Source organism: Streptomyces sp. NPDC056222 (assembly GCF_042264065.1).
Taxonomy (GTDB): Bacteria; Actinomycetota; Actinomycetes; order Streptomycetales; family Streptomycetaceae; genus Streptomyces.
Genome location: NZ_JBHJTL010000045.1, coordinates 56,060 through 65,890, shown reverse-complemented (window position 1 = coordinate 65,890; position 9,831 = coordinate 56,060). Strand labels below are relative to the sequence as shown.

Here is a 9,831-nt window from a genome sequence, read left to right as displayed (position 1 = left end):
AACTCCGGGGCACAACCGGTCGCACCACCCGGCGCACTCTGCCGATCGGGTGACGGGCCCGAGTAACGGCCGTTCTGCACGTTTCTTCGCACAACAGTCATGCACTCGTACGCAGAGCCGACGGCGGGTACGGAAGATGTCGGCCCCTTGCAGGACAGCTCGCTCGGGCCGAGGGTTCGGCACTCGTGGCCCTTGCCCCCCTGTGGCTACGAACGTGGCTGCGACGGGGTGCGCCGACCGGTGCTGTGCCCGGACGACGGCCGCCCCACCGTCACCGCCGTCGTACGGCAGGAGTCGCGGTGCGCGAGCTTGTTCCAGCTGGGGTCAGCCGCCCGAACCACCGAGGAGAACCGTGCGTTCCGATCGGAGCCAGGATCGCTCGGCCACCATCTCGGCCACATCGCCGCGGGCCAGAAACGTCACCCACGGCTCGTGGCCTCGCCGGCCGAGCCGTTCGATGCGCTCAGCCTCGCGGGACTGGACGGCGTCCAGGGCATCGAGAACTGCTGCCGGCCTTGCCCCGTAGGCGGCGCAAAGGGCGTCGAGGCGGCTCAGCAGGGTGTACTCACCGGCGATCGCCGCTCTTCGCTGCTGCTCGGCGGGACGCAGCGGAACGGCGTACCAGGCCAGCTGTGCGAGGTCGTCGAGGGCATGGCCGGGCGCTGCGAAGTCCCAGTCGATGAAGCCGGCCAGTCGGTCGCCGTTCCAAACGGAGTTCCACGGGCCGAGGTCGCCGTGCCGAATGACCATGCCGGGCCTCCACTCTTCCTCCTGGCCCTGCCATCGCGCGTCGGCCGGCGGCCGGAAGTCCCGGACAGCCTCGTGGTAGGCGCGCAGCCAGCGCCCCAGTTCACTGATTCCGACGGTCGACCGCAGAGCCGACGGCCAGGGCGTGAACGCGGGTTCGCCGTGCAGCAGCGACAGGACCTCATCGGTGCCGTCGGTGCCAAGGACTCGGGGAGCTCGAGTGAATCCCACCGCTTCCAGGTGGGTCAGCAAGGCGTGCACCGCAGGCGTCCACTCGCCGGCCGGCCGGTGGATCGTCTCGCCGATCCGCCGCACCGTGGTCACGCTCCCCCTGTCGGTGGCGCCGTCCTCGATCATGGGGTCAGCGTAGCCCGCCACCCATGCCGGGTTCCTCGCGCGCCCATCGCAAGCCCCATTCATACCCTCTGACCTGTGATCTCACCATGAATGCACCGGTCACCGGACAGCCCTTGGCCGAGTTGTGAGTGGCCTGGGCGGATGTCTCTTGGCTGCCGACCCGCCGGCTGTCGTTGCCGGCGGCCGTCTCGAAGAGGTCGGGGGAGTGGCCGGCAACTGGCCGGTCAGGCGGACGTCATCCACGCAGGACGTGCCCGGACCCCGGTGCCCCGACCCTGGGGCCCGAGTTCAGATGAGCCGCGATGCGCTTCATCGTTCGGGCATTGTCCTCGAACAGATGCGCCTGCATGCCCGCCGCCTGGGCGGCCTCGACGTTGACTGCGAAGTCGTCGATGAAGAGACAGCTCTCCGGCTGCACCTCCAGTCCGGCGCATGCGGCCTCGAAGGCACGTGGATCCGGCTTCTCGATGCCGATCTCGTGCGAGTAGACGATCTGCTCCACCAGTTCGTCGAAGTGGTACAGCGCCGATTCCCTCTCCCGGGCACCGACGAAGCTGTTGCTCAGGATGCCCAGCCTGCAGTGTCCCCGGAGCCCGCGAACGTAAGCGATCAGTTCCTCGTTCGGCGTCCCCAGGTACTCGGTCCAGAGATCAGCCATGAAGGCTTCGACCTGGGGCGCGTCGAGCCCCAAGCGTGCTGCCACCTGCTCGTGCACCGCTCGTTCGCTGATGCTCCCGACGCTTCCGGCGTGCCATACGTCGCGCATCCGCTCATGCACAGTGCCCGGCGGCAGCACCAGCCGCTCTTCCCAGCATTGCACCCAGCCCGTATCCGGTGTGAACTCCAGCACGCCGCCGATATCGAGAATGACGCAGGTCGCGGTCACGCAGCCTCCTTGTTCGTCCTGCCTGGCCTGCGAGCGCACACCGCCCCGGAGCAGCGCCCGCAGGCTTCACTCGGCAGCCGAACTCAACTGTTGGCCGCTCTCGCAGCCGTCCAGCCGTCCCTCCCGTGACCGTGCTCGGAGGCTGCCACCAGGCCTTCGCCTCCTCCAACGTATCCGTTCGGGGTGGCGGACGGCGACGGACCTGCCGCCACCGCCACCGCGCCGGGGCCGTAGAACGCCGGACGGATGGAGACCGGCTCTCCGACGTCCAACTCGCACCCGAGCAGCCCGAATCAGCGGGAACCGAGCACTAGGAGACGACGGCCGGCCGTAGAGCGGACACCACGTTCGCGAATGTCTGCACGGCGAACTCCGCTTCCTCCGTGGTCATCGTCAGAGGAGGCATCAGCACGACAGTGTCGGGCGTGTAGTGGATCAGCAGGCCCTGGCTTCGGCACGCCGACTCCAGTGAGCTCCGGTCCTGCATCGAGAGCGGATTGCCGTCCTGGTCCACGAGGTCGATCGCCACGTACGCGCCGACGGCCCGGACACCCCCGAACGCGGGTGCCCCCTTGAGCAGATCGTTCAGCCGATCGCGGAGTAGCCCGCCGAGTATCCGGCCGTGGGCCACCAGATCCTCCGAGGCGTACGCACGGATCGTGGCGAGCGCCGCGGCGCAGGCCACCGGGTGGCCGTCCGTGGTCGACGCGTGGGCGAACACCGTGCTGCTGGTGTCGAAGGCCTCGTAGATCCGGTCAGTCGCCAGGACGGCACCCAGCGCCGAGTAGCCGGCGGTGATGCCCTTCGCAAGGCACATGATGTCCGGCGAGACCCCGGAGATCTCGGCGGCGAACATCTCTCCCATCCGCCCGAACCCCGTGAATGCCTCATCGAAGATCAGCAGAATGTTGTTCTTCGTGCAGTACTCACGTGCAGCTCGTAGGTACGCGTCGGGGAGAGGCTGTCCGTTCCGTCCCTTCACCGGCTCGAGGATCATCGCCGCGATGCGCTCCGGCCCCAGCGCATCCAGCTGAGCGGCGAGCTCGGTACCGGTGTCGTCGGTCGGCTCCGGAAGATGGTGGAACCCTTCCGGCATCGGACCGAAGAGCCAGTGCATCATGCGTTGCCCGCTCGCCGCCATGGCTGCCATCGGACTGCCGTGGTAGCTGTCGCGGAGACCGACGACGAGGCGCTTGTCCGGCCGACCGGTGTTCCGGTGGTAGGAACGGGCCATCAGAATCGCGCTCTCGACGGCCGCGCCGCCCGTATGGCAGAACCGCACCCGGTTGAGGCCGGATGGGGCGATGTCGGTGAGGGCCTGCGCCAGTTCGACGACGACAGGAGCAGGCAGCTCCCACCGCACCATGCAGACATAGGGCAACTCGCGTGCCTGACGGCTCATCGCTTCCACGATGTCGGTCCGGCCGTAGCCGAGCACCATGTTGCCCACGCCCGCGCGGGCGTCGAGGGCCCGATGTCCCGAGGCGTCGATCAGCCAGGACCCCTCGCCCCTGACCCAGAGGTCCTGTGGCCCGCTCCGGTCGAGGATCGTCGACGTGGGCACGGTCCCATGCCAGAGGGCGTATGTTTCGCGATCCCATGTGTTCGGCGTCATGGCCGTGCCTCCCCGTCTTCCGCGCTACTTCTCGGGCGCCTGGACCACGGCACACGTGAACGTGTATCCGCCGGTGCCCTGGATGAGCATTCCGTACTCGCCCGGGTTGAGGCTGTCCTCGATGTCCACCAGGTTCGCGAGGAGATCCCCGGCGCCGAGGCAGCCGGTGTCGTTCTCGATGTACCGGGGGTCTCCTCCGACCACCTCACTGATGGCGGGCTTGAACATGCCCTCGCGCATCGTCCGGGAGAGGCGCGGCATGGCGATGCTGCTGAGGTCCTCGGGCCCGATACCCGCCGTACGCAGAGCCCGCCGGACAAGATCATGAAGCTTGGGAACGGCGAGCTTGACCATCCGTGCCGCTTCGCCGCGCTCCCTGAACTCCTTGTTGGCGGGACGGAGATCGATCGGAGCGCCGTGCCCCAGCGGAACGGAGCTGAACTCGGCACTCCCGCGGAGCTGGACCTCCCACTGGCTGTCCGTCAGCATCTCCAGCGCACGCAGGTGGAGGAAGTCGTCGCCCTCTCCGGTCCGGCCGAGCAGGACCGCGGTCCCCGAGTCCGAGTAGGCCGCGTCGTCGTCGGTCGACCATCGATCGAACCCCGGTCCGCGGTAGCGGTCTCCACTCGTGACGAGAACCGAACTCATGTCAGGAGTGGCGACCAGCCACTTGGCCGCGATCTGCAGCGCCAGGGCGCCACCGTTGCACATGTGCTGCACGTTGATCGGAAGGCCGTCGGTGAGCCCGGACTCATGGGCGACGTAGTGCGCCGGCGACCACATGTCGAAGCCCTGGTGGTAGCTGAAGGAATGCACCAGGCAGCCAATGGAGTCCGGCTCGACCCCGCTCTTCTCCAGAGTGCTTCGCGCGGCCAGCACAGCCATCTGAGGCGGGGCGATGTCGTCCGAAGCGACATACAATTCCGACAGACCGATGCGCTCGAAGTCGGCTGAGGTGAGCTCACCCTCGGCGGGACCTTCCTTGCCCGGCGGAAGCCAGAGGGTCGCTGCCTTGATGCTCAACGCGGTCGCGGTCACTGAATCCGTGCCCTTCTCTCGTTTCAATTCAGGGTTTTCGTGGCTGACAGAAGTGCCTTCCGGTCCACCTTGCCCGAGCCCGTCAGCGGCAGACTGTCGCACACATGAATTTCCCCGGGCAGCATGTAGCGGGGAACCTTGGTGGTCAGGTGGTCGTGGCACGCCTGGGGGGTGCAATCCGCGTTGGCCGGCACCACGAATGCCACCACGACCTTCTCGCCGGATTCCTTCTCGCTCGTGGTGACGTAACTCTGCTTGACGTACGGCACCTCGTTCATGAAGTGCGTGATCTCACCGAGTTCGATCCGGAATCCGTTGACCTTCACCTGATCGTCCAGGCGCCCCTGGAAGACGACGTTGCCGTCCTCCCGGCAGAACCCGCGGTCTCCGGTGTGGTAGAGCACCACCTTTTCGCCGTCGATGTCGTACTCGACGTACTTCTTCTTCGTCAGCTCGTGCATTCCGAGATAGCCCGGAGACAGCCCGGGGCCGGCCAGGCACACCTCGCCGACCTCGCCGGGCGCGCACAGCGCGCCGTCCGAGACGATGTACAAGGACGTGTTCTGAATGGGCAGTCCGATCGGCAGCGCGGTTTCGCCCTGTACGGAGGACCGAACCGGATAGTACGTCGCGAATACGGAACACTCCGTCGGCCCGTAGACGCTGACGACCTTGTCGTCCCCGTAGTGGTTCCGTGCTCGCTCGATGTGTCCCAGGGAATGCGCCTCGCCGCCCGTGAGGATCGTCCGCACGCTGTCGAGCGTGCCGGGGGCCTCGTCGACTATCACATTGAAGAGAGCCGTCGTCACGAAAAGCACCGTGACGCCGTTCTGCTCCACGACCCGCTTCAGTTCCGAGAGTCGGACGTAATCGGACGGGTAGAGCACGCATGTCCCGCCGTTCAGCAACGCTCCCCAGATTTCGAAGGCCGCGGCATCGAAGAACACCGACGCCAGCTGAGGGATGACAGCGTTCGAGTCGAGGGAGGCGAAACTGGCGTCGGACACCAGGCGGACGACGCCTCGATGCCGGATCGGAACGCCCTTGGGGGATCCGGTCGATCCCGACGTGAAGACGATGTAGGCGAGGGAGTCCGGATCGACCCGAAGGGAAGGGTTCTTCTCGTCCGGGTTCAGCGTCTGCAGGTCGACGGGCACCACCCGCAACTGTCCGAAGCGCACCGTCAATTCGTCGGACGCGTCGGTCAGCAGCGCCGTACAGCTTGCCTGGCCGAAGATCCCGCTCAGGCGTTCATCCGGCCACGTGCGGTCGAACGGGAGGTATGTGGCGCCGCATTTGATGATCGCCAGCATGGCGACGATCATCTCCGGCGAGCGCTTGACGGACAGTCCCACGACGTGGCCGGGTTCCACTCCGGCCGCGCGGAGCCGCACGCTCAGGCCGTTCGCCAGGCCGTTGAGCTCGCTGTACGTGTATGTGCGCTCCTGATGGATGACCGCAACGGACTCCGGACGGCGGCCGGCAGCGGCCTCGAAGAGCTCCTTGAGGCTCTCCGCCGGATATTCGGCATCCGTCCCATTGATCTTCCGATGAATAGAGAGAGCCTCTTCCGAAAGGGCGATCTTATTCATCCACATTCCCCAGACGTGTGTTGACGATACTTGTTACGTGCTCCGGGTGGCTGTCCACGAAGAAATGTCCGCCAGGAACTTCGACCAGCTCGCAGTGTCGCGTCGTGAACGCCTGCCAGCCGCGCATTGCTCCCTCGCTGTCGATCGCATCGTCCGGGCTGTACAGGGCAGTGATGGGAACATCCACACCCGAGGTGTGGCGGTGATCCCATATCTCGGCGAGCCGGATTTCGCTTCGCACCGTGGGCATGAGCAGGCGCAACAGCTTCTCCTGGTCGAAGAGCTCCGCCGGCGTGCCGCCCATCTTCGCCACCGCATCGCGGAAATCTTTCTCCGTCATCCGGTGCATGTAGGGGCGCGTTTGCGGCATGTCCGGGCTCCGGCAGCCGGAGACGAACAGCCGGCGCGTCTTTCCCGGGTACACGGCCGAGGCCAGGTGGGACAGTTCGTAGGCCAGCCGACCACCGAAACTGTGACCGTAGAAGGCGTGGCGGCGGTTCAGGTACGGCGAGAGTGCCTGGAAGACGTCCTCGACCAGTGGCTCCCACCGGTCGTAGCGGGCTTCCATGAGGCGGCGCCCCCGACCGGGCAGCACCACGCACAACACCTCGATGTCGTCCGCGATCCCGTCGCACCAGGCACGGAAGGTCTCAGGGCTCCCACCCGCGTAGGGAAAGCAGAACAACGTGCAGGCAGGCTGTTCCACCGCCTTGAGGGTCATCACCCACTTGTCGTCCATCGCCGCCACGCCCACCGTGCTAGTCCGACACCGGGTCGGCGTACTTGCTGTTCCGCTGGATGCTGGTGGCGATCTCCGCGATCCGGCTCGTGGTGAACAGCTCGTCAGCGGGCAGCGAGTCGTCGCCGAACTCTCGTTCCGCTCGCTCGATCAGCTTCACCGCGGTGAGCGACGTGCCGCCGGCCTCGAAGAAGTCGTCCGAGCCGTCCGCGACCCGCAGGCCGAGCTGCTTGCACTCCTCGATGACCCACGCCTGCAGTGTCGCCAGTGCCATGCGGTTGTCCGTCTCGCTCATTCGTGATCTCTCCTAGTGGACGGGGAAGCGGAATCCATTGACGGTGCTGTCGACAAAGCGGTTGTGGCCGTACCGGTCCTCACCGGACACCAGCACATTGCCGAACTTCTTGAGGCTGGCCCGCGCTCCGAACTCGTGGAGCTCGTCGGAGAACGGGTAGACCTTGACCTGCGTCGGCAGGTATCGAGAGGCGAAGCCGAGCCGCATCTGGTCGGTTTCTCCGCTGTGCGGATGAGACGCGTGCATGAGCGTGGACCAGAAGAGGATGAACTGCCCGCGGCGCATGACCTGGGAGACGGCCTTGGACTCGTCGGGAGTCCAGTCCGGGTCCTTCTGCAGCTGCCGGTAGTCATAGCCGAAGAGCCCGCGCTTGACGCCGTCCTTCTCCATCTTGTTGATGACGTCCGGGTTGTACTCCATGATCTTCGACTCGTCGTAGTTCATCGACGTGTGAGTGCCCGGGATGAACTGGAGGCAGCCGTTCTGGACCGTTGCCTCGGTGAAGGCGGTCCAGGCGGTGATGGTGCCTCCGAACTCCGCGTCCTCCGGCCAGACGATGTGCGGGTGCTTCGCACCATCCACGCTGGAGAAGTTGTCCGCCTGGTGCCAGTCCGTGCCCTCGTCACCCGGGTACTTGGGGAAGAGCTCGGTACGCCAGCAGAGGGTGTCGGGCCCGAGGATGCTCGACACCCGGTCCACGATCTCCGGCCGAGTGATGTGTTCGGCGAGGAAGTCGACATCGAGATGGCGGTCGTAACTGGCCGCCAGGTTCGTGTTGCCGGATTCCGTCTGCCCCTCGCTGTAAATGGACGTCTTGGTCCGGAGCAGCTTCGGCCTGATCGCCTTGAAATGTCCTTCCATCTCCTCTTCGGTGTAGAGATCGAAGGGGCCGATGTAGCCATCGCGGGCGAACTGTGCAAGCTCCTCGGCGCTCAGCGTGAACGTTTTTGTGCGAGCCATTGATTCTCCTCGATCCTAATTGCGCTCGAAGACGTCGCTTGGAGCGGCACAAGGCTGGATACTTCAGGTGCCGGCAGCTCGTGGCCGATGCACTGCCCGAAATCGCAGTTCAGGATTTCTCATCGGGCTTCCAGGTGATCACGGTATCTGGAGACGCGGTATCCGCGCGATATTAGAGTCACACCACGGCCTGTGAATTTCACATGCTTGCTGCGGTGTTCCTCTTCCCTCGTCGAGCGGATGAGGGGATTCGGGCCGGTCAGGAGGAACTGCTCTCCGCCACGGAGCGGGAAGTCGCCGGGCCGACCGGTACGGTGCCGCGGCGCCGCTCGGTGCGGTCGACGAGGCTGAGCAGCGGTCCCGTCATCGCCGTCGTTGTCAGGGCCATCACGATGAGGGCCAGGACCAGTTGCGCCGGCAGGATTCCCGCGCGATGGCCGGCCTCCAGCACGATCAGTTCGGTCAGACCCCGGGTGTTCATCAGGGCCCCGACCCGGCAGGCCGAACCGGGACTCATGCCACCCAGCCGGGCCCCGACGTAGCCGCCGATCAGCTTGCCCACGCATCCCAGTGCGAGCGTGGCGGCGATCAGCGTCCAGGAGGCGGCGGTGAACGCCTCGATGAGCACGGTGACGCCGGTGACCACGAAGAAGACGGGTGTCAGCGCCCGTCCGGTGCGTGACACGGTGGCCACCGGCTTGGCCCAGAGGGCCATGCTGTCACCGGTGATCGCCAGGCCGACCATCGCGGCGCCGACGATGGCGGTCATGCCGAGGTGCTCGGTCAGCAGCGCCGTACCCAGCGCGCCTGCGCCGAGGAGGACCGCGGACGTCTTCGGCATCCGCTCGCACAGGAGGCGCGCCTGCCGGGTGCGCAGACCCACGCGCAGCAGGAAAGCGCAGGCACCGCCCACGAGGAGCGCGATGCCGGATTCGCCCAGCCCCGACAGGTTGCCCGCGCCGAGGCCGATGGCGAGCGTGAGCATGATCCATCCAAGGCCGTCCATGGCCACGGCGGCGGCCAGGGAGGACCGCCCTTCGAACGAGTCGCTCATGCGCCGGTCGCTGAGGATGCGGGACAGGACGGGGACCGCGGTGATGGACATGGCCACCGCGACCATCAGCAGAAACGCGGGAAGTGACGCCTCGCCACGGGCCCCCGAGTCGTCGGTGACCGAGATGACGCCCACCAGCACCAGCCCGGTGACGAGGGGCAGTGCGAAGGCGCCGGCGACGACGGCGGAAAGGGTGCGCTTCGAAGGTCCGTCCGACCCCAGTCGTAACTTGTGGGCGAGTCCGACCAGATAGAGCACGAGCCCGGTCTGGCCGACCAGTTTGAGTACGTCGAGCACGGCGGGCGGCAGTAGCGCGTCGAACAGTTCGCGGTCGGACAGCGCGAGCACGACGGGGCCGATCAACAGCCCGGCCGTGACCTCCCCGACGACTTCGGGCTGCCGCAGCCACCGGGCACAGGACCGTCCCACACGTGCGAGAAGCAGAACGGCGGCGAGCGCCGCGATCACATGCAGCGGATGTGTCAAGAACTCTGATATTTCCATGGGATGAGGCCCTTCGTGGCTGCCCTGTCGTGGAAAGGCAGGAG

Annotated in this window: 9 protein-coding genes; all 9 read right to left on the bottom strand. The window is 66.4% G+C overall.

Going from position 1 to position 9,831, the window contains the following annotated elements; all coding sequences use genetic code 11:
* Window positions 1–324: 324 nt before the first annotated feature.
* The gene (locus ACFC0D_RS21660; RefSeq protein WP_376438223.1) at window positions 325–1,104 is read right to left on the bottom strand and encodes a phosphotransferase; all 780 of its coding nucleotides are present in this window, start codon (window positions 1,102–1,104) and stop codon (window positions 325–327) included.
* 235 nt (window positions 1,105–1,339) lie between these two features.
* Window positions 1,340–1,990, bottom strand: coding sequence for an HAD family hydrolase (locus ACFC0D_RS21655; RefSeq protein WP_376438221.1), 651 nt, complete (start codon window positions 1,988–1,990; stop codon window positions 1,340–1,342).
* Between the two features lie 310 nt (window positions 1,991–2,300).
* Window positions 2,301–3,554, bottom strand: coding sequence for an aspartate aminotransferase family protein (locus ACFC0D_RS21650; RefSeq protein ID WP_376438219.1), 1,254 nt, complete (start codon window positions 3,552–3,554; stop codon window positions 2,301–2,303).
* A gap of 75 nt (window positions 3,555–3,629) precedes the next feature.
* Complete coding sequence (locus tag ACFC0D_RS21645) at window positions 3,630–4,628, bottom strand: ketoacyl-ACP synthase III family protein (RefSeq protein WP_376438217.1); 999 nt, start codon at window positions 4,626–4,628, stop codon at window positions 3,630–3,632.
* A gap of 38 nt (window positions 4,629–4,666) precedes the next feature.
* Window positions 4,667–6,235 (bottom strand): amino acid adenylation domain-containing protein, encoded by a 1,569-nt coding sequence (locus tag ACFC0D_RS21640; protein ID WP_376438215.1) that lies wholly within the window; start codon window positions 6,233–6,235, stop codon window positions 4,667–4,669.
* Window positions 6,228–6,974 carry a thioesterase II family protein gene (locus tag ACFC0D_RS21635; RefSeq protein WP_376438229.1) on the bottom strand — a complete coding sequence of 249 codons (747 nt, stop codon included), beginning with the start codon at window positions 6,972–6,974 and terminating at the stop codon, window positions 6,228–6,230. Before ACFC0D_RS21635 ends, ACFC0D_RS21640 begins: the two co-directional genes overlap by 8 nt.
* Window positions 6,975–6,993: 19 nt before the next feature.
* Window positions 6,994–7,269 (bottom strand): phosphopantetheine-binding protein, encoded by a 276-nt coding sequence (locus tag ACFC0D_RS21630; protein WP_376438213.1) that lies wholly within the window; start codon window positions 7,267–7,269, stop codon window positions 6,994–6,996.
* Between the two features lie 12 nt (window positions 7,270–7,281).
* Window positions 7,282–8,229, bottom strand: a complete 948-nt coding sequence (locus tag ACFC0D_RS21625) for a chlorinating enzyme (protein ID WP_376438211.1) — start codon at window positions 8,227–8,229, stop codon at window positions 7,282–7,284.
* A 259-nt stretch (window positions 8,230–8,488) separates the two neighbouring features.
* A complete protein-coding gene (locus tag ACFC0D_RS21620) occupies window positions 8,489–9,769 on the bottom strand; it encodes a cation:proton antiporter (RefSeq protein WP_376438209.1) in 1,281 nt (426 codons plus the stop codon).
* Between the last annotated feature and the right edge of the window lie 62 nt (window positions 9,770–9,831).

Coding starts and splice junctions, on each gene's coding strand:
- ACFC0D_RS21630 (WP_376438213.1), bottom strand. CDS start 7,269: ATGAGCGAGACGGACAACCGCATGGCACTGGCGACACTGCAGGCGTGG.
- ACFC0D_RS21660 (WP_376438223.1), bottom strand. CDS start 1,104: ATGATCGAGGACGGCGCCACCGACAGGGGGAGCGTGACCACGGTGCGG.
- ACFC0D_RS21635 (WP_376438229.1), bottom strand. CDS start 6,974: ATGGACGACAAGTGGGTGATGACCCTCAAGGCGGTGGAACAGCCTGCC.
- ACFC0D_RS21640 (WP_376438215.1), bottom strand. CDS start 6,235: ATGAATAAGATCGCCCTTTCGGAAGAGGCTCTCTCTATTCATCGGAAG.
- ACFC0D_RS21625 (WP_376438211.1), bottom strand. CDS start 8,229: ATGGCTCGCACAAAAACGTTCACGCTGAGCGCCGAGGAGCTTGCACAG.